Below are 25,158 nucleotides of genomic sequence, written 5' to 3' on the forward strand. Positions count from 1 at the left end.
CTAAAAAAATATCCTAGGTTCATCCACCATGTATCTTAGGTGCGTTGGTAAAATATCTTAGGTTAGTGGCGCAAGTCACCTAAGATTGCTCATGGGGGTCTATCGCCCCATTGCCCATCTCATCGGACGGCATTTCCTTATGAGTGCCTTTCAGATGGAAATCAAGATCACCTTACGTAAGGTCTCTTTTATCGAATTTAGCACGTCCGCTTTCATTAATTTATGACAATTATTTTTCCTCTAGAGTAAATATACGAAATTTCATGCTAATTGCCAACCATCAATCAAAATCATTATACCATAATTGAGTTTATTACTTTTCCAGCGCTTCATATTTGGAGTTCATGTCAGCTGGGGCAAGCCTTCCACCTCGCCAGCGTGCCATACATGGTAATCCGCCATGGGAAGCCCGGGGACGGTCAATAGCTTGTAATCCGTCTCGTCCCTCCTCAAGATATGTTTACGGGCGTACAAACGGAGTGAGCGATCCGTAACGGACACCATCACGATCGGGAACGGATAAGCGAACAGGCGCAGCGGCGTAGTCTCGCTATCCGGAAACACACGACGCAACTGATAGGCAGAACGCTCGAACGACACCCAGTAAGATCCCGTACAATACAGGTGTATTGAGTTCAGGTTCGCACGCTCACGATCCATGATCTCTGTCAAATGGTCACGCAACAGGTTCATCAAACGGATGCCCGAAGGAAGGGAAGACATGTCTTGAATTATGATGTATGATGTATGAATTTTGAATTATTCATTATTCATTATTCATTATGTTTCAGCCAACCGTCGTAATCACGTAGACGACGTATCAACACAGACTTACTTTTCTTGGGAGAAGGCTCGTCCAGCCACGGGTCAACCCCCTCGTGCGCCATGCGTTGGTAGAGGCTGCTGTCCGTACAGCCGTACAGCGTGACCAGCAACAAGGCACGGGATTGCCCCGCTTTTATCACCGGGAGCATGCTGCGCATCGTGGCGTGCAAACGATCGAACTCATCCGACTCGCCCAAAAGCAGATAGGCTGGAAGGAGCAAAGAGTAAAGCTTGCAACGGATCACGTCGGTCTCACCACGGAGAGAGGCGTAGCCACGCAGGACCTCACGGGCCAGACGGGCATCCTCATCCACTACCACGCCAGAGGCGTGGTAACGGCCCAAGGCATCGTGCAAGCCCTCCGACAGACGGTCGTTGTCCAAATGGGTATACACGTGCTTGCCCCCCGTGTTCAGCTCGATCAACTCATACTCGCCTCGCCTCACCTCGAACAAGGGAACCCACATGCAATCGAGGATACGCACCATCACGTCCTTATGGCCACCGCCCGGCTGTACCACCACCTCGGCCTCCATGTCGGTAAAAGGGCCGGAGGTGATACGCACACGGTCGCCTTTCAACAAGCGACCGCTATCTGGCACGTACACCGGAAGCTCGTTGGAGTAAGAAGCCGCGACCCAACGCAAGGTATCCATCTCACGATCCGAGAGGTACGGGAAATAAGACCGCCCGCCGGAGGAAACCCGGGGGAGGAAATTATACAGGGGAAGCGTACGCTTCAGGCGGAAGATCTCGTCCTCCGAGGCGTGGACGAACACGTAGTTGTACAACAGGGGCCGTTTCGTGTTGACCATCTTGCCGCCCACCTTCCTCGCCTCGACATACGAGGGGGAGAAATACTCGAACAACGCCTCACCACGACGCTCACGGCGGGAAAGCTCAGCGTCCAGCCCCTTCGAGGGGCTGATCCTGTCACGCCCGCCACCGGCGGTAGGGAGCGTGAGCACGTACCAGCGGACGGCCTCTTGGTCACGTCGCTTCAGAACATGCGCCATGAACCTATCCGAGCACTTGCCTGTCAATATATCCATCTCTATGATTATCTTTTCCAGTGGTTATCCCGTGGCCCGAAAACAGACCCCACGGCAATTCAGAGCCCTACCAAGAATCTTTTATATTATCTTGATAAACAGTGCTTTATATTTCCAAATATGGCATTACTGAAAATTACCATCTCTCGAAATCTTAGGCTACTTGGGGAGTAGCGTTCATTTCACGGTGCAAATGTAGCAAAAAATAGCAAATAACAAGCAATCATTAGTTTTAGTTTGTGCTCCGGCCTTGATTCTCCTTAAATCTTCGTTCTTATTCCTAGTGTATAGACATGGCAATAGAGACGAAATGATCTCGTATTTCCTACATCATCACGTCCCTTCTAAAAAATCGAACATACATTCCTGTAGAGACGGGGCGTGCCCCGTCTCTACAACCGGGTGATAACCGTTCTCGCACCTTTTAGGCTACTCCCCAAGTAGCCTCATCCCACCTCTGGCATATAATTATATACATTCTCAAAGCAAGACTTGTTTACCACCGTCATTTTCTCCAACGAGAAACTTCTCAGATAAATCTGGGTTGTCTTGATGGATTTATGGCCTAATAACTCGCTGATCATCTCTATGGGGACATTTTGTTCCTTCAATGACATGGCAAAGGAATGACGGATCGTGTAGGAAGTCACATCCGAGACTATTCCGGCAACCTCTTTCAACGTCTTCAAGTTCCGGTTAAACCGGGACAAGGCCGCAGTGTACTCGAGATATTCCTCATGGCCGTTCTTCGTCCCACTTAAAAAGGGAAATAAATAGCCGGAGCCTCCACCCCTCTCACCTGCCAGCTCCTTATACATAGCTTCCGCCGTATCCAAGACCTCCAACCGCATAGAGGTCCCGGTCTTCTGGCGATTGTAATCCAATATGCCGTTCTTGATATTACCCCTATTCAAATGGGCGAAATCAACGAACGACATCCCCCCATATTGAAACATCAAGCAAAGGGCCAGTTGTGTCTTCCTCAACTTCTCTCCTTTTACCGGGACAGTCATCAGGCGATTCAAATCACCCAGAGGCAAGGATTTCTTGCGCTGGCTTTCCACACCCGTAAAAACCCCCTTGAATAATGAAGGGATAAACGCCGCCTCGCCATTCTCCACCGCCTTGTTATAGATACAACGCAAACGGCGGATATACGTGGAGACCGTATTACGCATGCAGCCTTTCTCCAACAAATAAGCCTCGTACCGGCGAAGAGTATCCTTATTTATATATGTATATGGGATACGATCCGTCCCGCTATACCGTATAAAAGAGTTCATCGCATCCTGATAACTTTTCGCCGAGGAATACCGTCCTTCCTTTTGTAACAGACTTATATACTCTCGCATCCCTTCCACCAAATCTTTCTCATCCATATCTCTCTATTTTAAATTCCAACTGAAAACAAACACGCAAAGTTAGACATCTTGACGATTACTAACTCTCAAACAAGCATTTACAATTAAAACATCTTCATATATTTTTTTCACTGTAAAGAGTCATTTATTTCATAGTTATGACTTTTTATTTCATAGTTATGATTTTTCCAAATCATAACTATGAAATTTTCAATACAAAAAAACATATAAAAACGTGGATCTAAATCTATCGTCCGGAAATGCCACAACTACGAATTTCTCACTTCAGACAGGATAGAAATTTCAAATTAAAAGTTAAAGCACAGATTGTCGAAAAAATAAAAATCCTAAAATATGAACGTTTTCAAACTTTTTAGAGGCTCTCTATGTTTATTATGAGATAAAAATAAAAACCTATGCGATTTAAACTAATAGGCCTCATCTGTCTTATAATGCAGTGTAATTTATCTTGCACTCAACACATTATAAACAAAGAAACCGTCCAGACTTTGGATTTACACCGCTATATGGGGAAATGGTTTGAAATAGCACGCTTTGATCATCGCTTTGAGCATAATCTCGTAGGGGCTACCGTGGAATACTCATTTCTCCCGAATGGAGATATAGAAGTTGTTAACAGCGGATATTGGGGTAATTTTTCCGGTTCCTTCAAACGAGCGAAAGGTATAGCCAAAATAACAGATCCTACGTGTCCTAGTAAATTAAAAGTGTGTTTCTTTATGCGGTTCTACGCCGAGTACAACATTATGGAAATTGACGAGGATAATTACTCATACGCTCTCGTAGGCAGTAATACCTCAGACTATTTATGGCTACTTAGTCGTACGCCTACACTCCCAGAAGAGGCTATTCTCTTTTTATTGACTAAGGCCAAAGAAAGAGGATATAACACATCAATGCTCAAATGGGTCAAACAAAAACATGAAAATCAAAAATAATTTCTTCAAATTTCGCTATAAGCATTGAAAATATTCAACTTATGGCTAATTTTGTTGTTATAATATAAAAAGCGTTGTTTTATGAAAAAAATATTACAAGAGTTTAAGCAGTTCGCCATGCGAGGTAACGTAGTGGACATGGCGGTAGGTATCATTATCGGTGGTGCCTTTGGAAAGATCGTATCTTCTATCGTAGCGGATCTGATCATGCCGGCGGTAGGTTTACTTGTAGGTGGCGTCAATTTCACGGATTTAAAAATCACCTTGAAGCATGCTGTAATGGAGGGAGACAAGGTGATCTCTCCGGCGGTCTCCATTAACTACGGAAATTTCATACAAGTGACACTGGATTTCATAATCATAGCTTTCGCCGTCTTTTTACTTGTCAAAGGTGTTAATGCTTTAAGCAAGAAGAAGGAAGAGGCCCCGAAAGCTCCGGCCGCTCCCCCTGCGGATATCCAATTACTTACCGAGATTAGGGATTTACTGAAAAATAACAAATAAACACCAACCTTATTGGTTGACTTGCTGTTTCATAACTACAAAAAATAATGTTTTAACTCATAAAAAGTAGTAGTTATGAAAAATGTATTATTCGGTTTAGCCGTAGGTGTAGTTGTTGGTTACGTACTTCGCAGGATGGAAGATCAAGGACAGTTCGAATGTCTGGAGAACGAACTCCACGGTCTTACAGATAAGGCGAAGAAAAAAGTAAAGGACGTGGTAGACACGGGTAAAAATCAAGTCGAATACGTCAAAGACAGAGTAGAACATATGGTTGAAAAACCTAAAAGTAATTAATCGACCTCCCTGTTATTAGGGCAAGAAAAAGAAGCTATCACAAAAAAAGTCAATGATAGCTTTTTTTTTTCATTTTAGATGTAACGTTTTTTCAACTCCATTCGTCTTATAAGAAAAGAGTATAAATTAATTACACTTCATATGAGAACAAGAATGATGGCCTTATTTGCGTTGATCGCTTTTTGCGTGATGCCTATCGAGGCGAAGAAAGTAAAAGGGAATGGGGATATTATCACGAAAGAAATCTCCGTCAGAGACTATTCAGCGATAAAAGTCGGCTCAACCGCCATGGGGTATAGCGACAGTTGGTTCAGCCTATTCAGCCGTGGGGGAAATCCGTCGTACGTTTTCGGATATACGCAAGGAGAATCAGCGTCCTTACGAATCACGATCGACGAGAACTTATATCCTTATATAAACGTTCAAGTAAAAAACGAAGAACTTTCAATCTCCACAGAGAATGGTACACAATTAAGCCCTACCCGATTTAAAATAGAGGGCACTTCCAAGAAGCTGGAAAAAATCCAGATGTCCGGTTGTATGGATTTTGTCCTGAGAAGCGCTTTATCCGGAGATGATCTGGAAATTATAGCGACAAGGGGTAGCGACGTGAAAATGGAGAAACCGGTCAACGTATCTAATTGCATAATTGAGGCGACCAGCGGTAGCGATATCATCATCAACGATCTTACTACCCGAATAATACGAGGCCGTGCCAGCGGAGGTAGCGATCTCAAGCTTACGGGAAAAGCGGAGAACGGCGAATATTCCGCCTCAGGTGGCTCGGATATCAAGGCTTATGATCTTATCTTAAACCAGTTGGAATGTTCCGCCAGTGGTGGCTCCGATATTTATACGCACGTAACCGATTATATCAAGGCTTCGGCAAGCGGAGGTAGTGATGTACATTACAAAGGTTCGGCAAGATCGGATACATCCACTTCCGGAGGAAGCGATATTATAAAAGAGGGTAATTAACACCCTCTTTTTTTACCCTCTTATACATTGAATTTTATAACAAAAGTACTTCCTTTTCCAACTGCGCTATCAACAGAAAGTGTTCCTCCATGAGCTTCCACGAAGTCTTTACTGATAGCCAGCCCTAGACCACTCCCTTGTACCTTCGTTCCCGGCACACGGAAATAGCGATCGAATATACTTTGATGATATCGGGGATCAATACCCTTACCGAAATCTTGCACATAGATCTCCACGCTATGATCTTGCTGGCGGGCACCGATTATGATACGGCCATTCTCCGGGGTATAATGAATTGCGTTCGACAATAGATTCGTCAAGACCCACGCGATTTTCTCGCTATCCACAAAAAGCTTGGAAATCTTCTCCGGGTATTCCACCTCTATATGGCAATTGAAGCGATCAGCTTGCACTTGGTTCGCCTTTATCGCATACTCGATCAATTCGATCGGTTTGGTTATTTTCGGATTCAATTGTAGCTTGCCAGCCTCCACCTGCGTCATTTTCAATAGCTCACTGGTTATTTCCAGTAATCGATTACTACTTTCCTTGATACTTTCCGCCAGTGCTTTTTGCTCGTCGTTCATGGCTCCCACACGGGCATCCTCCAACAATTTCAGGCTCATCATGATCGCCGATATCGGAGTTTTCAATTCATGGGAGATCGTCGAGATAAAAGTGGTCTTAGCGGAATCCAACTCCTTAAACTCCGTGATGTTCTTCAATAAGATCACGTCGCCCACATACACCTCCGCCTCGCCATTCTCCAACACACGGATCGGTATATATTGCACTTGAAAATAACTTTCCTTATTATCCGCGTAAATTTTAAGCGGCTCTTTTTTCTCGCCCGGCTGGATCAGTTCCCGAACTAACCTGCGAAGCAAATCGTTCCGTAAGGATAATTCCGAGGCAGACTTTCCGATCACGTTTTCCCGCTTGAGATTCAAGATCGTCAAAGCCTCGTTATTGGCGAAAAGAATCTTACGATCCCGATCCAAGCCTATGATTGGCTCCGTGATACTATTCACGATAGCCTCTATATATTTCTTTCCTTGAATAATATCCGCCAACGTACTTTTCCGGTATTCCGTAAGCCGTTCCGCCATCCGGTTAAAGGATTTCGCTACCCCCTCGAATTCATCATATTTAACGAGATCCAATCGTTTCTCGTAATTATGGTTAGCGATCTCCATGATACCGTCCATCAACATACGGATAGGGGTATTTATCGAACGGGGGAAACGTATTAAAAAAGCGAAAGCGACCACCATACAAGAGAGGCCAATCCCCCAAATCCAAAATAAAGCCTTTTGAGACGTAGACTCCGCCACTTGGCTTTTCCTGTAGATAGAAGCCATATTCAAACTCATGACTTGATTTAAGGCGAGACGTACACGACGGATATTCTCCTCATTACGCTCTTTCGCCAATTGCTCGTATTGAGCGACTAGATGTGAGGTGGCCACGTTCTCATCGACCTCCGTGATATTCTTTTTCTGTAGCCCTAGGTTTTTCTCGAAATCGGCTTGAGCCGAAGGATCGCTATCGATTCGTTCCAGCGCATCCAGCATCCGGCGTGAATAGAGTAAAGAATTATAATTATCGGCCAATATGTTCCTTGTGTCGGCAGACATATCGGAGATGTTCTTTACCGATAGACCTCCCAGCAAAACGATCATGGCAAACAGCAGCCCGATTCCGTATCTTAGTTTTGTTTTAATCTTCAGACTCATAGGTGATGTATTTTAAGCGATTATTATTAAGTTTACGTTCAGCAAAGATAAACTATTTAGCAATGTCCGTTTCTCCTTGCATATCTTCAAGATGCTTTCGGGTATACATATAATGCAGAATATGAGATTAAAGCCCATACTCCTCAATCTTCCGATAAAGAGTAGTGAGGCCTATACCTAGAAGGCGGGAAGTTTCGGTTTTATTGCCTTTTGTGTATTTGAGCACTTTTTGGATATGCATTTTCTCTACGCCACTCAGGTCAAAACCGCTATAAGATTCCGTACTCGCCGCAGAGGAGGTTTGCATATTCAAAGGGAGAGCATCCAAGGTTAAGGTATCTCCATCGGCAATAATCAGGCTACGCTCAATTGCATTACGCAACTCACGTACGTTACCTTTCCAAGCTCGTTTTTTCAGGGCATCTATATATTCGGGCGAAATTGTTCGGATATTCTTTCCCATCTTGGAGGAAAAAGCGGAAACAAAGGCTTTTATATGGAGAGGGATATCCTCGACCCGTTCACGAAGCGCGGGAAGATGGATCTGGAAAACGGAAAGCCGATAAAATAGATCTTCCCGGAAATGCCCTTGCTCGATCTCTTTCTCTAAATCACGGTTGGTAGCGGCAATAATTCGTACATCCACTTTCGTTGGTTTCGTATCGCCGATCTTGATAAACTCCCCGGTCTCAAGGATACGGAGCAATTTCGCTTGCAAGTCGAAAGCCATTTCCCCGATCTCATCCAAGAAGATCGTACCTCCGGAAGCTTCCTCAAACAAGCCTTTTGTCTCTTTCAAAGCACCGGTAAAAGCCCCCGCTTTATGACCGAACATCTCGCTTTCCAATAAATCCCGACTAAAAGAGGAACAATTGATAGCGACAAAAGACTTCCCTTTCCGGGAACTATGTTGATGGATGGATTGAGCAAAGACCTCTTTTCCCGTACCGGTCTCACCAGTCAACAGAACTGGAACCTCCGTAGCCGAGACTTTCTGAGCCAACGCTATCGCCGCCTGGATAGCGGGTGATTTACCGACAATCGTATCAAACGAATATTGCCTCCCGACGGACGTAGCTTCCTTCTTTTGCTGCTGATAAGCGGCAGAAGCTTTCTCCATCGCTTTGGCTACCAGAGGAATGATCTTATTATTATCATCCCCTTTCGTGATATAATCGAAGGCTCCATTCTTGATTGCCTGTACGCCATCCGGAATATTACCATGCGCGGTAAGTAGGATGATCTCGGATAGAGGGCGAAGTTTCTTTAAGTCCGACACCAAATCCACGCCATTACCATCCGGCAAGAACACATCGCACAGCACCACCTCCGGCGAATGTTGCTCCATCTGCCTCAGCCCCGCCTTACAAGTAGCAGCCTGTAAAACCTCGTATCCCTCCAAACCGATAATGCGTGAAAGTAAACCTAAAATCTGCTTCTCGTCGTCGATAATTAAAACTTTGCCCATACACCGGAGTTATTTATTTGGGCACAAATGTACGCTTTTTACCTTTTTCCCAAAAGCATTAAAGCATACATGTTAACGCCGTCTTATTTAAAATCGTCACCTTTCTCCTTGTAATGCTGATAAATCCCTCATCCACCAATCTCCCGATTTCCTTCGATAAAGCCGGGCGGGTAACACCAAAATACTCTGCTAACTGCTCTTGGGTATGTTCTAGTTCCACGACATTCGAATCCTTTTGCTGATGTTCGAATAAGTAATAAATAAAGCGGTTCCGGATGCCACGAAACGAAAGCACCTTCAAACGAGTCATCGTACATTTATTACAGCTAGTACTGACGCAAAGGAAATTATGCAGGAATAACGGCATAGAATGCATTAAGGTAAATACAGACTCCTTGGTGCCCTTAAGCAATACCACATCCTCGTCGACGGTAAAAGTAGCGGGGAATTGGTTTTTCTCGGAAAAGATATGAGGCGTAGCGAACGTGCGTGGAGCCTGTATCGTCTCCACGCGCACGATGTTACCTGATACGTCCAAAACATCCACGTTCAATTTTCCCTCCAATAAAACATGAAGGGCGTTACAAGTCGTCCCTTGATGAATTATGGTTTTTCCTTTTGGATGCTCCTCTACTGTATATTCAAGTTTATCCAAAAACTCTTCCCGCATCTTAAGCGTAAAATTCTTAAAAAGCGGGATTTTAAACATATCGGTTATATCCATCGTATCTTGTTTTGAAAAAAGGTTTACTCCTGCAAATATACCCTTTTCCTTGAGAACTGTTACCATTTCGTCGTGAATATAGTTGGATTAATATTTATTGATAACCAACCCCAATCTTGCCAATGAGACGGATTTCCACCCTTCACGACCTTCATGGTATTCGTTCCCAACATCGTAGAATATCCCGCCGATAATTTCACGTCTTTCATGATTACCCAATCCACTTGGAAATCCAATTCCGAACCTAAACCTTTACTCAATTTATCATTACCTTCGTATACGTCGCCCGTGATGGAGAAATAATGATAGGCTAAAGACAGGTTTACCTTGGAAGAAGGTTTATAGGCGACATTTACCTGATTATCCCATAAGCCCGGATTCAATCCGTTGACAAAAGAGGAGGCGTAGAAATAATCCATGGCACCATAAAACTTATGATGGGTTCCGTACAGAGGATCAAACGCCTTATATTTCCCGTCGGCCCCATCCGAGCCACTCAGATAATCACTACCTACACCGATCTTCCATTGCGGATCGATTTGATAAGCGGCGTTTACCGCCCATAAAAAAGCGGAAACATCCCGTCCGCTTTTCGTCTTGCCGAATTGATAATAGAAAGTACCACCTATCGTCCAGTTACTAGGCCTATAGATCAGATTCGTTCCTAAGGTTTGCAGATATTTTGTATCCGAGTTTTGTTTCTCGGCATCACCGCCTTCCATCCCTAAGTTCATAAACAAGAAGGATGCGTTAAAACTCTTGTCGAAGAGATGCTTATACCAAAGGGTTTGCATCGTTTTATAGGGTTGCGCACCCGGAGCGTAATACGTTCCTCCGATCGTTTTCTCATCATTCTGGTTGAATGCGAGAATTAAATGCATTTGGTTATTCGTGTTCTCGTAGCCTAGCTTCAAAGCATCATGATAACGACCGGCCACGTTCCAATCCAACGCACCCATGATACGCTCGTCATCGTATACCAACGACTGGCGACCTAACTTAGCGAAGAAACCCGATCCGAAATCCAGTTTCGCCCACGCCTCATTCAAGATAAAACGACCATTCTTATCGATTTGAGGATCCTGCCCCCATACGCCAACATGTTGCGCAGACAAACCGATAGACAAACGATCCCGCTCATACCCCAAAGAAAGGCGGGCACGGTTATTGATAAACCCGGTGGACTCGGCATCTTTAGGCCGGGGGAATAAGACCCCGTTCCGGTACTCGGCTCTCGGACGTATCTGCACTTTCATCGAAAACGTATTCTCTTTCGTATTTTGTGTTTCTTCCGCTTGCGCGAAAAGGGCCACAGAGAGCAAGCCCGCTACTAAAACAACTAGTTTTTTCATATACCTCTGATTTTAATTATTCCATATTATAAGTATGTACACTATATCCTCGTGCGGAGGGTAGATAATTCACGCCAATCCAACACACCTGTAGCAAAAGAAAAGAGAAAACCAAAAGCCCCAACGCCGCCGAATAACGCAAGTGATGACGAAGGCGATAATGGATATAAATCAAGTACCCCAACCAAGTGGCAGCCGCCCATGTCTCCTTCGGGTCCCAATTCCAATAATGCCCCCACGCCTCCTTGGCCCATAAAGCGCCGAACAGCATCCCAATCGTGAGGAAGGCCATACCGACATATACCAAGTTATCGCATAAACTCATCATCCCCTCGTCAATCCCCTTCTTCCTCGCACGGATCAGCAGGTAAATGGCGATAAGGGCTGCGGCGCCCAGCATGGCATAAGAGAACATATAGACAATCACGTGCGGAGCGAACCACGGACTTTGCAAAGCGGGCATCAAGGTCTTGTTATGTATCTCCGGCTTAAACAGATTGACACAGATAAAGACAAAGGCCAACAATGTACTAAAGGATAGTATCCATTTATACCGCCAACGGACATAAGTGATCACGCCCGCCACCGGCAAGAAGAAAGAATACCATAGACGAGTCTCGCCCATCGTGCGCAAGGGCGGCCTCTCCAACGAGATCCACATCCCTACGATAAAAGCGGAAAATATAACCAAGCCAAACACGGTCCAAACGACAGCCCCCTTGGAAAAAGAAGGACGATAAGCCAACCATGCCCCACCTATCCAGCAAAGTAACGCCGGAGCGGCGAAATAAATAAAGTAACTCCAATCCATACTATTCTTTTTTTACGGGAGCGGACAGGAATAATCCGATCGCCCCGGCTATCATCATTAAGATCCCTGTATAAACGATCGGCAACCATGGATCTCTTACCAACTCAAATACACTCATCCGGCTCCATTTACCTTTCGTCTCGTCGTAACTCAACTGGTAGATTTTCCATCCGGCGATAGAGAGCGGCTTATTCACCTCGATACACGCCTCCTTGGTCTGTTTATCTTTCGTATAGACCATTACGTCCGAGGCAAAGCGTCTCGGTTCCCGTTCCGGCATCACCATACTGACCGCATCATCCAGTTGGAGCGATATGTATGGAAAGATATAGCTGCCACAACTCACCCAGCCTTCCTTCTGCCGTCCGGTAAGTTCGTTACGTGCTTTTACGTATAAAGCGGTGGTTGCCCCCTCGGAGTGAAATTCCACGAAGTTTACCGTATCCTGCCCCATCACGCAAGCCGCCATCGGTAGTGAACGGGTAACCTCAACCTTCCAGCCTTGCAGGTTTCCGGCTAAGGGAATTTCCTCCACCAATATGTTCTCGGGTTGCTTTTCAGGAAGCGCTTTTCCGGTCGTATTGTCGATTAGCATTAACTTAGGAGGATATTCATCGATCGTAAACGAACGAAGCTCGATGGCGAGCGGTAGCTCTATCATCTCGTTCTTCTCGTCCGAAGCCCTCCACTCGGGATTCTCCAACGGAACCGTCATCCGTAAACGACGTAAATCCCCGTTTCCCAAGATCGCCGCCAACAGCGTGATAAATAAGCCGGCATGGTTCAGCATAAACGGAACATCCCGCCAGCGAAACGATACGATACGCTTCAATGTGACAAAGCCCAAGACAAACAAGAAATAGAGAAACAGCAGGACAAAAGGCCACGACATCGTAATCCGCTCGATACCCGGACCCACAAATCCCATAACCAACACGACCGACAAAAGAGCCGACAAAGAGGTAATGCTCGCCGTTAACCCGGAAAACCACTGGACAACCGTGATTTTCCGGCTAACAACAAACCCTATACATAGAACCAGCAGAAAAATCAATCCTCCGGCCACATTCACCGGATATTGGAACAACCCTGCCTGAACCGGGCCGGTGATCAGTTGCAAGCCAAATCCCGTAATCAGTAAACCGACACAGATGGCCCAGCCTTCAGCATATCCCCAAGGTTGTTTCCACATAATCAAATGTTCTTCGCTAAACGATTATTCTCTTGCGCCTCTTTCACCCATTGCGGAACGATCGTATTCAGGAATTTCTCCTTTGCGGTACGTTCTGCGGCCATATCCAAACCGATATATTGCTGAGCCTTTTCTTTCGTAGAGAAGTCCGGCATCGGAACATCATCCGTATAACCTAATTTCGCTAACACCTTCGCGGTAGCCAGACGAGCTTGCATCGCCTTATCCAATCCATTGCCTAATATCCTTTGAATCTCTTGCGGAGCGTGGAACGCGCCACCATGAGAAGCCACGCCGAAATCCCAACGCCATTGCGCCTGACGGATCAGTTTCAATACGTCTTTCATCTGATCCTCGGTAGCCCCCTTATCCCACGCGAACTTCGCCTCGATATGCGCTTTCGCCAACTCGGTCTCCAAGCGGTTACGCATCTCGTTCGCCTTATTCTGACGCTCGTACACATTATTGCGTAAGGTCTCCTCGCTCTCACGATGGCAAACCTGGCACGTACGGTCGATCATAGCCAACGGGCTTTGGATATGGTGGTCACTATATTTCACGCCACCCTCGCTCTTGTACGGCATATGGCAATCGGCGCAAGATACGCCCCGCTGCGCATGGATACCCATCTGGGAGATCTCATAATCCGGGTGCTGTGCCTTTAAGATCGGAGCACGGCTTAGCTTATGCGTATAATCGGCGAAACCGGCCTCATCGTAATAAGCCTCCATATCCTCAACCGTAGAACCTTTATCCCAAGGGAAAGTCAAGTATTTGCCATCGCCCTTGAAATAATATTCCACGTGGCATTGCGCGCAAACCAAGGAACGCATCTCTTGCTGGGTCGCTTTCGTGATGTCCTTGCCTTGACGCTGGAAAGCCTCGATCAAAGCCGGGCGACTGATATGCAGGTTCATATTCTCCGGCTCATGGCAATCGGCGCAACCGATCGGATTCACGATCTCTTTACCCAGAGAAGCCCATTTGCCCTTATAGAAATTATCCACGCCCATCGCTTGCATCATACGGGGAACATCCGGGCTTTTACAAGTCCAGCAAGTAGCCGGTTGCGGCCCCTCGTTCTCTGTCATCGGAGCGCCTACACGCAACGTGTTACGCATATCCTCGATCGCATACATATGCCCTCTCGGGGTAGAATAATCCTTAGAGAAAGCGTAACCAGCCCAAAGGATCACCATTTCCGGACGAGCCTCCAGCACATCGACCGCCTGATTCCCGTTGTATAAACTCTTGAAACTCGTATCCGCCGTAGCTTCCCAAGTCTGGTACTCACGTGGATAATTCGGTTCGAACTTATCATTGCGAGCCTCGATTCCTGTGATCTCCGTCTTCTTATTATTCATTACGCTAGAGACCTCCGCATGTCTCTCGTTCACGGAAGCAGCGATCATACCCAAAACAAAAACAACGACCATGGTTCCTCCAAACAGCAACCAACCTTGCCATGATTTTAATTTCTTTTCCATAACTATACTGATTTATTATTATTTACTTAGCATATCTTTTAACCAGTCCGGCGATACGGACTTCGGATAAGGCACCAACGCATTCGGTGTAGAAGACAGGCTGTTCATACCTCCGTGCGGCACCTCGCGATGGCAATCCCAGCAAGCTTTCCCTTCTCCCGCCATTGCCATCTCATGATCGATCCTTCCGGTATTCACGAATTCCGTATTCAACTGCGTATGGCAACGGATACAGTTATTCATGATTACCTCCGCGCTCTCGTCGATCGCCTGTATCACTTGCGGTTCCCCTCGCATCATGAATACCGAGGCGTGGCGCATTCCGTCCATACCCTTGAAGAACCACTTCTTCACGGCGTTCTCGTGCGGCACATGGCAGTCGTTGCAAGTGGCGTTACGGCTGTGCGAGCTATGATTCCATGTAGCGTAATAAGGGCCCATGATGTGGCAATTCACGCAAGTAGCCGGGTCATCGGACAAATAGGTCCACGCCCGGGAAGCATATAAGGTATAAGACCCCAGCCCGCAAAGGACACCTCCGGCTATAATAGCGGCTAGTTTCCAAGTTCTTGTCGGGAACAGCGTTTGTATTATTTCTCTTATTTTCATACCGCTGATTCTTTAATATTGGTTTATGAGATACAAATATCCTAAACTTGCGTGCGGGAAATTGTAATAAATATTACATTGCACGAAATTTTATGCGTAAAATGAAAAGATTGTTATTTATCTCGGTCTCCGCACTCCTTTTATGTTCTTCGTGCGTGAGTAAAAAGAAATACCTCCTTGCCGAGAACGGCCGGTTGGAGGCGATCGGACGTGGCGACGCCTTGAAGGAGGAATTGATTAAATGCAAGGACGATAACGACGCACTCAACAACCGGATCGCCGCCTTGATAAGGGATACGACCACAATGGGGCGTGATATCCGTAATTACCAGACCATGTTGAATACCAATATGGGTGAGCAGGACAAACTGAATGCCTTGTTACAGCAAAAGATGAGTGAGCTGGACGAGCGTGAGCGTACCATCAACGAGCTACAGGATATGATGAACGCACAGAACGCAAAGGTACAGAATCTGTTGAGTAGCGTGAAAGACGCTTTGCTGGGTTTCAACAGCGACGAGCTGACCGTAACCGAGAAGAATGGTAAAGTATATGTAGCCATGTCGGATAAGCTTCTGTTCCAATCGGGTAGCGCAAAGGTCGATAAACGAGGCAAGGAAGCGTTGGCTAAGTTGGCCGAGGTGTTGAATAAGCAAAACGATATAGACGTTTATATAGAGGGCCATACGGACAGCAAGCCGATCAATACCGCCCAATTCAAGGATAATTGGGATCTAAGCGTGATCCGTGCGACCTCCGTAGTGCGTATCCTTACCAAGGACTACGGGGTGAATCCGCTACAGATACAGCCTTGTGGTCGTGGGGAGTTTATGCCGGTCGCTGATAACGAGACCGCCGATGGACGTAGCAAGAACCGCCGTACGGAAATCATCATGGCTCCGAAGTTGGATAAGTTGATGCAGATGTTGCAGTGATAATGATATTGTCAAGCTCCGGGTATTATCTACTGCCGGAGCTTGGCTAAAACGTTCACTCTTCCAAATGATAGACAACACACCGATACCTCAATTCCGATGGTTTACAAGGAATCCATACATCCATATCCTCTCCATTCGCGGAACGAATGATATGGAGGAGAGCCGTATCATACCTATCCGTCCTTTCCCCGACAGAGACCGATCCCCCTTGAGCGCACGACCGGATATGGAACTGAACATCCGCAAGATCATATACCTCAGATCTAAGATAAGGATAAAAACCTATTATTGAACTCAATGTATCCTCCCAAACCCAAATACTATTTCCATCATCCTGATACGTATATTCCGTCCTTACCACATAGGACTTATAGGTGTAAGAACCCGTATAACCAAACTCATCCCCTACGTTATAAGGCAAACGTCCTTCACTAGTAGCCAGCTCATGCGCAAGAGTGAACCCTACAATATCCAAGGTATCACCACTTACGATCTCTATCGTCGGTTCAGAATGCAAATCATCCTTACCAAGATCTTCCACCCGTGAGCAAGCCACATTAAGGCCCATCATAAAAGCCAAACATACAACGATTAAATGTCTCATATCATTCTATATTTTTTAATTGATCAAAGTTTACACGAAGATAACGCCATCGCAACTCCTCCGGCCGTACAGGAAGCCAGCGATCGATCTTCTCTCCATCTGAGTTCTTCTCTACATATATTAAATAGGTACATGCTATCACTTGCCTCTTATCATCTCGCATATGCTGTGAACTGATAACGAAGCCTTGCGAACTAAAATCCTTCAAAAAACCCGCTTTCTCTTCCGCATACGAGTTCTGCCCTATATCATAAATACTATCCTCTAAAGAAACCACCCTTGCCTCATACGAGAAATAGAGATAAGAGGCATTCATATCAAACTCTTGCGCAACATCCCCGGGCAATGTTCCCCATTTCGCATCATACGCCTCACAAGCCGTGAAGCCCTTCACCAATATGGAATCCATCCCTAAGTCCCCCCCCAGATGAATCGTATCCGGCCTTGAGTATAAAGTCATCTGATTAGCGATTTTAACCTCATCATCCCCACAACCAGCCAGAAATAGAGCTATAAATAGCCCACACAAAAACAAACCTTTATTCATATCCTCTCTCTTTTATTTTATTTAAAATGAAAACGATATAGATAAGCAGATATTGCTAGAGCGTAACATTTACCCCATGAAACCCAAGCCTTCATACACAAGCCATGCTGGTTTATTATCCGGATTCCATAAGTAAAAAACAGCATTCCAAATTTACCGCTTGCATTTGATAGCGAAATACAAGATATACAAGAAAGCGATCAACGGGACGATGAAGCCCAGCGCCATATTCTCCTCGCCGATATATCCCATCAGCATCGGACTGAAAGCGCCGCCGACGACTCCCATCACGATATAAGAAGAGGCTTTCTTGGTATAAACGCCCATACCTTCCAGCCCCAACGCGAAAATCGTAGGGAACATGATGGACATGAAGAAAAAGGATAAATAAAGAGCGTATAGCGAAAGCGTACCTACGGAAGCCACCACCAAAGCCATACAAACGGCACTCAACAAAGAATACCAAGTCAGCAAGCGGCCCGGAGCCAACCACTTCATCGTAAAACTACCGCTCAAACGCCCGATCATAAACAAGGCCATTCCACCGAATGCCAAAATACGAGACGCTCGCAAATTACTGATACCCGGGTCCATCTCCGTCACGTAATTAATAAAGAACCCGAAGATTCCCGTCTGCGCGGCGCAATAACAGAATTGGGCGACCACGGAACGCACAAACTGCCTACGTTTCCATAGGGAGGCAGCGGGTTTCTCCTCGACAATAGCGGTCACCTCCTCCTCTTCTTCCGGCTTAATCTCCGGCAACTTCGTGAAAAAGAAAAGCAACGCTACGAACAAGACGATACCACCTACCAAGATATAAGGTTTAGTCAACGCCATCGAATCTCCCTCCGGTGCCCCGAATATCAACAAACCACCTACCAATGGCCCCAATATCCAACCTAATCCATTAAAAGACTGGGATAAGTTCAGCCGTTGGGCGGCGGAAGCGGGCGGCCCCAATATCGTAGAATAAGGATTCGCCGCCGTCTCCAAGATACAAAGCCCGCAAGCGATCACAAACAAGGCGATCAAGAAAGGTGTAGCCGAATGCAAAAAAGCCGCCGGGATAAACCCGAAAGCTCCGATAGCGAACAATAGCAAACCCATGATAATCCCTTTCCTATATCCGTAACGTTTCATGAACGCTCCTGCCGGCAACGCCATCAAGAAATAAGCGATATACGTAGAGAATTGCACCAAGCCGCTCTCTGCCTTGGTCATCGTGAAGACTCCTTGGAAATGCTTGTTCAGCACATCCAAGAGTCCGTGGGCGAATCCCCAAAGCAAGAACAAACTCGTGATCAAGATAAATGGGACCAAATAAGATTTCCCTCCCGGGGCGGCCACCAGCGACTGTTTCTTTTGTTTTTCCATCCTTCCGTCTATTTACTCGCACCCGGCAATTTAAACATACATTCCATTAACTGCCATTTCTCCGACGAGGAGCTTCCCGGAGCGGCTTTCTGATACTTCGCCACGAAGTCCTCCCATTCCGCTTGCTTATCCATCGTCGCCAAACGGGCGAACGCCGCATCCCAATCAAAATCATCCGGCGTCTCCACGATCATGAACAACCGGGTTCCCAAACGGTAAATCTCCATATTCAAGATCCCTACCGCACGGATTCCTTCCGGTATCTCCGGCCAGATATGTTCCGGCGAATGCCAATAGCAATACTCTTTTATCAACTGCTCGTCCTCTTTCAGATCCAAGGTCTGACAATATCTTTTCATAACATTGTTTTTAAAATGAAGTCGCGAAGGTACAAAAGTATCCTTAATCCAGATAAACATCTTCGCCCGGATGCTTATAATAGGCGTACATCCGTTGGATCTGCTCCGGCAGCACACGCTCCAAGGACAACGGGGGCAACTCCTCCAATCGAAAGAAGCCTTTCCCCAAGATATCGAAGGTCTCGGTAAACGACCCGCCCTTCAACTCGCAAAGGATAAAAAACTTATATACATAATAAGGTATAGCGGGATGCGGATGCTTGCTCATATCCATCACGGCCAGCAAGCGGACCGGAAGCACATCCAAGCCCGTCTCCTCTTTCACCTCTTTCGCCGCTACCTCTTTCGGGGAATACCCCACATCGCTCCATCCGCCGGGCAACGACCAACATCCGTCCATTTTCTCACGGACCAGCAAAATCTCGTCTTTCTCGTTAAAGACAACCGCACGGATATCGACTTTCGGGGTTACATACTCTTGGGCCGGGCGGTAACCACTCGCCACATCATCGGGCTTCAATCCGGTAGCCAGAGCCGTTATCTCATCACTTAGGCGGCTCAACTCTTCATAACGTTCCGTATCGTACTCGCTTAATGAATAAACCAACCCCGTCTGGGACAAGGCCCGGATACGTTGGGCCAATAAAATCAATTCCTTACTTCTAGACATAATAGCTTTACTGTTTTAGATAACATGATCCCATATGATTCATGAATAGAACGTCTAAAGATAAAAGTTATTATCCAACCCGTCATTCTATCGTGCCAAAATAACGTATATTATGCCAATATTACAGATTCCCGTTTCATTGTATCTTATTCCAGTTTCTAAAAGATATTATTCCCTGCACCCGCATCCCCCGAATCATAAGTTCCCCATGCGTGAGTTAAACCTTATTCAATCTCTTTTATCCGCATTAACACACACATTATCAGATTGGCATGCCATTTGAAGTATCTATAGCGAATTCGAGATTAAAAAGAACGAGTTCAGAAATAAGAATAGTAAATAGAATGTTTAACTAATAATTGGAGGACTGTATTATGACACCGATGAGAAGAAGTCAAAATTGGTTACCGTATGTATTCAATGATTTATTTGACAACGACTGGATGATAAAAGCAAACTCTACAGCTCCAGCCATCAACGTGATAGAATCCGATAAGGATTATCGAGTTGAGGTAGCCGCTCCCGGTATGACGAAGAACGATTTCAACATCAAGATCGATGAGAACAACAACTTGGTCGTATCTATGGAGAAAAAAGAAGAAAAGAATGAGGATAAGAAAGACGGACGCTATCTGAGACGCGAATTCTCTTATAGCAAGTTCCAACAAACCATGGTTTTGCCTGACAATGTAGAGAAAGACAAGATTGAGGCGAAGGTTGAGAACGGCGTCTTGAGTATCAGCATACCGAAAAGAACTGAGGAAGAGGCTAAAATGGCCGAGAAAGTAATCGAGATCAAATAACCTCGATACACTTTCCTTCGTAAAAACTCAACAAAACCGATAATGGCTTGTTCTATTTATAAACAACATAAAATAGAATAAGCCATTATGATTTTAAGCAGAAAATTATCAGATGCTCTCAACGAGCAAATCAACATGGAGATGTGGTCATCCAACCTATATTTATCCATGTCGGTACATTTCACTCAGATAGGGCTGGATGGTTTCGCGCATTGGACGTTAAAACAATCGCAAGAGGAACTTGAACATGCCTATAAAATGATCGATTACTCAATCAAGCGTGGCGGACAAGTGACGATCGGAGTAGTTAATTCCGTTCCTACAGCATGGGGAGAGCCGTTGGAGATTTTCCAGCATATCTACGAGCATGAGGTGCATGTATCCGGATCAATCGACAAGATTGTCGATATCGCTTCCGAAGAGAAAGACAAGGCGACACAAGATTTCCTATGGGGCTTCGTCCGAGAGCAGGTAGAGGAAGAGGCTACAGCGAAAAATATTGTCGAGAAACTTAAATTATACGGAGAACATCATGCCGTATTAATGGATCATCGATTAGGAAAAAGATAAACGAATACTTGCTTGTCATACCTATAAATGGACCTAAAAAGCCATGTCGTCTTCTTGGGATGGCATGGCTTTTTTATAGAGGTCAAAGCCCTAAAGCCTGACGAATCGCCTCACTCCACAATTCGCCTAACCGGACCGCTCCTTTCTCATTCGGATGAAGATAGAACACTCCGGCGTTGCCCTTCTCCGCTTGGAAATCTGTCAAATGGTTTTCCTTAAAGTAATCAAATCCCTTCGTATCTCCCAGAAAGACTTGTCCGGGAAAATGAGACGCATAATAATCGACTAATCGTTGTATTTGCGGATAATAATCTTGGAGCCTTCGCAAGCCTTCTTCCAAATATTTAGCTCCATTATACGTATTCGGGCTATACCATAGAGGACGATGTACCACAATACGGCAATTCGGGTATAAAGCTAATAAGCGATTGATAATTGTCTTCATGTTCTCATAATACCGCTCGGGCGTTACCGGGCAGCCGTTCGTGCCTTCTATCGCGCTATCGTTCGTCCCCAGCATAATAGAGAACACCAAATCCGCCCAAGTCTCATCCTTAAATTTATCGGCAGCACGTACGGCCCACGGGAAGAGCGTATTCGTATCCGGCAAATAATCAACGGTAGTACAGCCGCTCTGTCCTCTATTGGAATACTTGACCGAAGCCACTTCCGGGCACTTGCTTAAAAACAACGCAGCCTTTACAGGAGGCGCATCATGGACAGGCTTCGGTAACCCGGCGCCAAACGTGATACTATTCCCGATAAATACGATATTCACATAACGTTTATTGTTTGCGGCTGAAGCAGACCAACACATAACGATACTTATTAAAATACATATGACTCCCTTAATTTGTCTCATGGCTCCCATTCAATTGATTCTCCTGCGAAGGTAAGAATAATTTGATTATCTCGGGATGTTTTTCAAGCCAAGCACGGGCTGATCGCGATTCCGTACGTGTCCCGTCTTCCATATAATACATCAATTCGCTCAGTTGTTCATCGGTTAACTTAAAGTTCTTGAAAAAAGAGGCTGCATATGGATCTTTCTCAGAGAATCCTTTCGTAGCGATAACCTCGATATGCTCCGAGTCTCCAAATTCCTCTTTCGGGTCTTCCAAGAATTTTAACGGATAACGTGAGAACATCCAATGAGGGGTCCATCCGGTAACCACGATCCATTCGTTCGCATCAATCGATTTCTTCAAGAAAGCAACCATCGTAGCCCCACTGGAAGATTTCAAATCAAAATCCAAAGAATAATCTTGAACCGCCTTATCCGCCGAGTTCATCAAACCGGCGCCGGCATCGATCCCTATAATCTCACCTTTAAATTGATCTTTATGGGCATTCAAATCCTCGATGGAACGAATGGTAACGTACTCCGGAACTACCAAGCCCAATTTCGCATGCTCATAAACCGTTCCGAGTGTCTCAAGCCGGTCCCCGTATTGTTCCATATAATCCGCATGGGTCACCGGTAACCATGCATCCATGAACACATCCGCTTTTCCCGAAGCGACAGAAGTAAAGATCGGGGCGATATCCGCATTTTTTAATGTTACCCGATATCCTTGATCCTCTAATATCACTTTGGCTAAGTTGGTCATAGCGATGCCCTCCGCCCAATTAGCGTACGCTATCGATATTTTCTTTCGATCCTTGCTATCCACACAACTGAAAATAAATTGCAAGGTCACCAAAAGCATACAGCATCCAATAATAATCGTAAATCGTCTCATATATCTATTTCTTTCTTTTCTATGTTTCTTATTTCTTTTGTTTATTCACTTTACCTTTCGCCCAGCCCTGCGTAATACGATCCAAGATAATAGCCAAGATAACGACCGCTATACCTCCTTCGAAACCTAAACCTATTTTCATTTGGGTAATTCCTCGCAAGACAATCTCACCCAATCCTCCTGCCGAGATCATGGCCGCTATCACTACCATAGAAAGTGAAAGCATGATCGTTTGATTCACTCCCGTCATGATCGTTGGCAAAGCCAATGGCAATTGCACCTTATAAAGCAACTGAAAGGAAGTAGCGCCAAATGAGCGGGTAGCCTCCACAATATCGGCCGGGACTTGACGGATTCCCAGATCGGTCAACCGCACAACCGGGGGCATGGCGAAAATCACCGTTGCGAAAGCGCCGGGTACCGGACCTAAACCAAAAAACAAAACGGCTGGTATCAAGTAGACGAAAGCCGGCATCGTTTGCATCAAATCCAAGACCGGATGGATGATCTTATCCGCCCGATCACTGCGTGCGGTCCAAATTCCTAACGGAACTCCGATCATCAAGGCGATAATGGTAGAAGACAGTACCAAGGCCAAAGTCTGCATCGTTTCCACCCAGAAACCCATTCCGTAAATTAACAATAGACCCAATGCCGTGAACACGCCGACTCCTTTTCCTGCCTTGAACCAAGCCAACAATGCCAAGCCCAAAATCATCACATAAAACGGAATCCAAGTCAGCCCATCTTGAAAAGCATCGATAAATCCTCCGACCCCATCATTTATCACATCAAAAAAACGAGCGAAATGCTCAGTCAGCCAATTAATGGCAATCTCTATATATTTTCCTATATTTATCATAATTCTATCGCGTTTTGAACAATTTGATCTATTTCCTCTTTATCCTTCCCCGTCATCTCGATTATAATCGATGAAGTAGAAACCAAGCCAGCCAATTGATTGGCCTCATTAACGACCGGTAAGGCCTGCCGGATCTCCGGTAACAAAGGAAGCATATCCTCAACCGTCGTGTTTTCCAGAACCGAAGGAACCTCTTTCATCACAATCGATGAAAGATCATGATTCCCCGCTTTCCGAAGAGCCAAGACATCTTTCAAACGAACCTCGCCCAGAAATTGCCTATTTCCATCCACGACCGGCAATACATATAAGTTTTTCTCTTTCATTTTCCTCAACACGGTCTCCGGGCCATCTTTACGGATACGAGCGACAACCGGCTGGGTTATCATTATCGATGAGGCTGTAACGATACGTCCACGATCTACATTTTCCGTAAATCTAGAGACATAATGATTGGCCGGATCTGTCAAGATCTCCTCAGGGGTACCTACTTGCACGACCTCCCCGTCTTTCATAATGGCGATACGATCCCCCAACTTAATCGCCTCGTCAAGATCATGCGTAATAAAGATGATCGTTTTTTGCATCTTCTCTTGTAGTTTCAATAGCTCATCCTGCATCTGTACACGGATCAATGGGTCTAAGGCAGAAAAAGCCTCATCCATCAAGAGCACCTCGGGATCATTTGCGATCGCACGGGCCAATCCGACACGTTGCTGCATACCTCCAGACAACTCGCTAACCTTCTGGTTCTCGTATCCTTTTAACCCTACTAGGGCTACACTTTCCACAGCTTTCTGGTCTCTTTCTTTTTTAGGAACCCCTTGTAACTCCAAGCCAAAAGCGATATTACTCAATACCGTGCGATGGGGCAGCAATCCAAAATGCTGGAAAACCATAGCCATTTCCTTACGCCGTATATCCAATAATTCTTTATCCGAGGAAGTCGTTATGTTTTTTCCGTTGATAAAGACTTCTCCCAAAGAGGGCTCGTTCAATCGGTTAATACAACGTAACAGCGTAGATTTTCCACTTCCGGAAAGTCCCATTATCACAAATAACTCCCCTTCCTCAATCTTTAGGTTCGCATTACGTACAGCTACCGTGCAACCCGTTTCTTTCAAAATGTTTTGTTTACTTTTTCCCGCTACTAGCATTCTTTTCGCACGCATTTTCTCCGGGCCGAAAAGAATAGATAAATTCTTTATTTCTATTTTCGTCATATAAAATCCTTGATTACAGGTATGATACAAAAAGATTAGGCCATAAGTCCAGAATTTCTTATGGCAAAACATAAACCAAAAGCATGTATAAGTTAATGCTTATTATGG

Annotated in this window: 27 protein-coding genes; 7 read left to right on the plus strand and 20 right to left on the minus strand. The window is 45.4% G+C overall.

The annotated features are described in order from the left end of the window. Positions 1 to 342: 342 nt before the first annotated feature. The 3 genes from NBH07_RS17955 to NBH07_RS17965 form a co-directional block, all read right to left on the minus strand. A complete protein-coding gene (locus NBH07_RS17955; RefSeq protein ID WP_005855337.1) occupies positions 343 to 723 on the minus strand; it encodes a hypothetical protein in 381 nt (126 codons plus the stop codon). Positions 724 to 773: 50 nt separating this feature from the next. Further along, positions 774 to 1,877 carry a transcription termination/antitermination protein NusG gene (gene nusG, locus NBH07_RS17960; RefSeq protein WP_146334792.1) on the minus strand — a complete coding sequence of 368 codons (1,104 nt, stop codon included), beginning with the start codon at positions 1,875 to 1,877 and terminating at the stop codon, positions 774 to 776. A 446-nt stretch (positions 1,878 to 2,323) separates the two neighbouring features. Continuing rightward, on the minus strand, positions 2,324 to 3,256 hold the full coding sequence (locus NBH07_RS17965) for a tyrosine-type recombinase/integrase (RefSeq protein ID WP_008781217.1): 933 nt from the start codon (positions 3,254 to 3,256) through the stop codon (positions 2,324 to 2,326). A gap of 398 nt (positions 3,257 to 3,654) precedes the next feature. Here NBH07_RS17965 and NBH07_RS17970 point away from each other — a divergent pair, with 398 nt between their 5' ends. The 4 genes from NBH07_RS17970 (at position 3,655) to NBH07_RS17985 (ending at position 5,976) form a co-directional block, all read left to right on the plus strand. Next, entirely contained in the window at positions 3,655 to 4,197 is a 543-nt protein-coding gene (locus NBH07_RS17970; RefSeq protein ID WP_005855331.1) for a lipocalin family protein, read from the plus strand. A gap of 81 nt (positions 4,198 to 4,278) precedes the next feature. Beyond that, positions 4,279 to 4,701, plus strand: a complete 423-nt coding sequence (gene mscL, locus NBH07_RS17975) for a large-conductance mechanosensitive channel protein MscL (RefSeq protein ID WP_005865683.1) — start codon at positions 4,279 to 4,281, stop codon at positions 4,699 to 4,701. Between the two features lie 75 nt (positions 4,702 to 4,776). Continuing rightward, positions 4,777 to 4,998 (plus strand): hypothetical protein, encoded by a 222-nt coding sequence (locus NBH07_RS17980; RefSeq protein WP_005855327.1) that lies wholly within the window; start codon positions 4,777 to 4,779, stop codon positions 4,996 to 4,998. 141 nt (positions 4,999 to 5,139) lie between these two features. Continuing rightward, a complete protein-coding gene (locus NBH07_RS17985; protein WP_009276823.1) occupies positions 5,140 to 5,976 on the plus strand; it encodes a head GIN domain-containing protein in 837 nt (278 codons plus the stop codon). 20 nt (positions 5,977 to 5,996) lie between these two features. Here NBH07_RS17985 and NBH07_RS17990 read toward each other — a convergent pair whose 3' ends face one another. The 8 genes from NBH07_RS17990 to nrfH all read right to left on the minus strand — a co-directional run bounded on the left by NBH07_RS17990 (position 5,997) and on the right by nrfH (position 15,355). Further along, a complete protein-coding gene (locus tag NBH07_RS17990) occupies positions 5,997 to 7,712 on the minus strand; it encodes a sensor histidine kinase (RefSeq protein ID WP_009018648.1) in 1,716 nt (571 codons plus the stop codon). Between the two features lie 127 nt (positions 7,713 to 7,839). Further along, the gene (locus tag NBH07_RS17995; protein WP_009018647.1) at positions 7,840 to 9,180 is read right to left on the minus strand and encodes a sigma-54-dependent transcriptional regulator; all 1,341 of its coding nucleotides are present in this window, start codon (positions 9,178 to 9,180) and stop codon (positions 7,840 to 7,842) included. A gap of 58 nt (positions 9,181 to 9,238) precedes the next feature. Next, entirely contained in the window at positions 9,239 to 9,904 is a 666-nt protein-coding gene (locus tag NBH07_RS18000; RefSeq protein ID WP_034532394.1) for a Crp/Fnr family transcriptional regulator, read from the minus strand. A 59-nt stretch (positions 9,905 to 9,963) separates the two neighbouring features. Further along, entirely contained in the window at positions 9,964 to 11,256 is a 1,293-nt protein-coding gene (locus NBH07_RS18005; RefSeq protein ID WP_009018646.1) for an alginate export family protein, read from the minus strand. Positions 11,257 to 11,272: 16 nt separating this feature from the next. Beyond that, entirely contained in the window at positions 11,273 to 12,067 is a 795-nt protein-coding gene (gene ccsA / locus NBH07_RS18010; RefSeq protein ID WP_009018645.1) for a cytochrome c biogenesis protein CcsA, read from the minus strand. Position 12,068: 1 nt separating this feature from the next. Further along, complete coding sequence (locus NBH07_RS18015; protein WP_156682351.1) at positions 12,069 to 13,259, minus strand: cytochrome c biogenesis ResB family protein; 1,191 nt, start codon at positions 13,257 to 13,259, stop codon at positions 12,069 to 12,071. A gap of 2 nt (positions 13,260 to 13,261) precedes the next feature. Beyond that, positions 13,262 to 14,746: an ammonia-forming cytochrome c nitrite reductase gene (gene nrfA, locus NBH07_RS18020; RefSeq protein WP_009018643.1), complete on the minus strand. Its 1,485-nt coding sequence runs from the start codon at positions 14,744 to 14,746 to the stop codon at positions 13,262 to 13,264. 18 nt (positions 14,747 to 14,764) lie between these two features. Then, entirely contained in the window at positions 14,765 to 15,355 is a 591-nt protein-coding gene (gene nrfH, locus NBH07_RS18025) for a cytochrome c nitrite reductase small subunit (RefSeq protein WP_009018642.1), read from the minus strand. A 101-nt stretch (positions 15,356 to 15,456) separates the two neighbouring features. Here nrfH and NBH07_RS18030 point away from each other — a divergent pair, with 101 nt between their 5' ends. Then, positions 15,457 to 16,290, plus strand: a complete 834-nt coding sequence (locus NBH07_RS18030) for an OmpA family protein (RefSeq protein WP_011965889.1) — start codon at positions 15,457 to 15,459, stop codon at positions 16,288 to 16,290. 55 nt (positions 16,291 to 16,345) lie between these two features. Here NBH07_RS18030 and NBH07_RS18035 read toward each other — a convergent pair whose 3' ends face one another. The 5 genes from NBH07_RS18035 to NBH07_RS18055 form a co-directional block, all read right to left on the minus strand. After that, complete coding sequence (locus NBH07_RS18035) at positions 16,346 to 16,897, minus strand: hypothetical protein (RefSeq protein ID WP_005855303.1); 552 nt, start codon at positions 16,895 to 16,897, stop codon at positions 16,346 to 16,348. Position 16,898: 1 nt separating this feature from the next. Then, the gene (locus tag NBH07_RS18040) at positions 16,899 to 17,444 is read right to left on the minus strand and encodes a hypothetical protein (RefSeq protein WP_009018640.1); all 546 of its coding nucleotides are present in this window, start codon (positions 17,442 to 17,444) and stop codon (positions 16,899 to 16,901) included. A 153-nt stretch (positions 17,445 to 17,597) separates the two neighbouring features. Next, the gene (locus NBH07_RS18045) at positions 17,598 to 18,821 is read right to left on the minus strand and encodes a sugar MFS transporter (RefSeq protein WP_009018639.1); all 1,224 of its coding nucleotides are present in this window, start codon (positions 18,819 to 18,821) and stop codon (positions 17,598 to 17,600) included. Positions 18,822 to 18,829: 8 nt separating this feature from the next. Further along, positions 18,830 to 19,180 carry an L-rhamnose mutarotase gene (locus NBH07_RS18050; RefSeq protein ID WP_009018638.1) on the minus strand — a complete coding sequence of 117 codons (351 nt, stop codon included), beginning with the start codon at positions 19,178 to 19,180 and terminating at the stop codon, positions 18,830 to 18,832. A 43-nt stretch (positions 19,181 to 19,223) separates the two neighbouring features. Then, on the minus strand, positions 19,224 to 19,850 hold the full coding sequence (locus NBH07_RS18055) for an NUDIX hydrolase (protein WP_005855292.1): 627 nt from the start codon (positions 19,848 to 19,850) through the stop codon (positions 19,224 to 19,226). Between the two features lie 374 nt (positions 19,851 to 20,224). Between NBH07_RS18055 and NBH07_RS18060 the strand changes: the two genes are divergently transcribed. Both NBH07_RS18060 and NBH07_RS18065 read left to right on the plus strand, forming a co-directional pair. Further along, positions 20,225 to 20,653, plus strand: a complete 429-nt coding sequence (locus tag NBH07_RS18060) for an Hsp20/alpha crystallin family protein (RefSeq protein WP_005855288.1) — start codon at positions 20,225 to 20,227, stop codon at positions 20,651 to 20,653. An 87-nt stretch (positions 20,654 to 20,740) separates the two neighbouring features. Then, a complete protein-coding gene (locus tag NBH07_RS18065) occupies positions 20,741 to 21,223 on the plus strand; it encodes a ferritin (protein ID WP_005865648.1) in 483 nt (160 codons plus the stop codon). A gap of 82 nt (positions 21,224 to 21,305) precedes the next feature. On the opposite strand, the gene NBH07_RS18070 is transcribed toward NBH07_RS18065, so the two are convergent. From NBH07_RS18070 to NBH07_RS18085, 4 genes are read right to left on the minus strand one after another with little or no spacing between them, the layout of a single operon-like run. Next, on the minus strand, positions 21,306 to 22,085 hold the full coding sequence (locus tag NBH07_RS18070) for an SGNH/GDSL hydrolase family protein (protein WP_008781006.1): 780 nt from the start codon (positions 22,083 to 22,085) through the stop codon (positions 21,306 to 21,308). Next, a complete protein-coding gene (locus NBH07_RS18075) occupies positions 22,072 to 22,965 on the minus strand; it encodes a glycine betaine ABC transporter substrate-binding protein (RefSeq protein WP_005855279.1) in 894 nt (297 codons plus the stop codon). The genes NBH07_RS18070 and NBH07_RS18075 overlap by 14 nt, the downstream gene beginning before the upstream one ends. Positions 22,966 to 22,993: 28 nt before the next feature. After that, the gene (locus NBH07_RS18080) at positions 22,994 to 23,827 is read right to left on the minus strand and encodes an ABC transporter permease (RefSeq protein WP_005855277.1); all 834 of its coding nucleotides are present in this window, start codon (positions 23,825 to 23,827) and stop codon (positions 22,994 to 22,996) included. Further along, positions 23,824 to 25,050: a quaternary amine ABC transporter ATP-binding protein gene (locus NBH07_RS18085; protein ID WP_008781005.1), complete on the minus strand. Its 1,227-nt coding sequence runs from the start codon at positions 25,048 to 25,050 to the stop codon at positions 23,824 to 23,826. The genes NBH07_RS18080 and NBH07_RS18085 overlap by 4 nt, the downstream gene beginning before the upstream one ends. Positions 25,051 to 25,158 lie beyond the last annotated feature (108 nt).

This window comes from Parabacteroides sp. B2-S-102, from assembly GCF_023656665.1.
GTDB classification, from domain to species: Bacteria; Bacteroidota; Bacteroidia; order Bacteroidales; family Tannerellaceae; genus Parabacteroides; species Parabacteroides distasonis.